Annotated in this window: 1 protein-coding gene; it reads right to left on the bottom strand. The window is 44.3% G+C overall.

Annotated features, from left to right (window positions below; all coding sequences use genetic code 11):
- Positions 1-246 (bottom strand): FGGY family carbohydrate kinase (locus CHH91_RS18835; RefSeq protein ID WP_286160854.1); only part of this gene is annotated, 246 nt, incomplete at both ends.

Raw genomic sequence — 246 nt, 5'->3', positions numbered from 1 at the left:
ATGTGTTTTTAACCATACCTTTTTCAAAACAAGCTTGGCCAAATAAAGCAGCACTTTGGTCACCGGCGACGCCAGCAATCGGTACCTGCTCCCCAAAGAAATGGTATTCCACCGTGTTGGCATATACTTCTGAAGATGACTTCACTTCAGGTAGCATCGCCTTAGGGATATCTAAAATCCGTAGCAACTCTTCGTCCCACTGCAAATCATGAATGTTATACATAAGCGTCCGTGCCGCATTTGAAT

The organism is Virgibacillus sp. 7505, from assembly GCF_002272135.1.
GTDB lineage: Bacteria > Bacillota > Bacilli > Bacillales > Amphibacillaceae > Terribacillus.
This window is presented reverse-complemented; position numbering and strand designations above follow the sequence as displayed.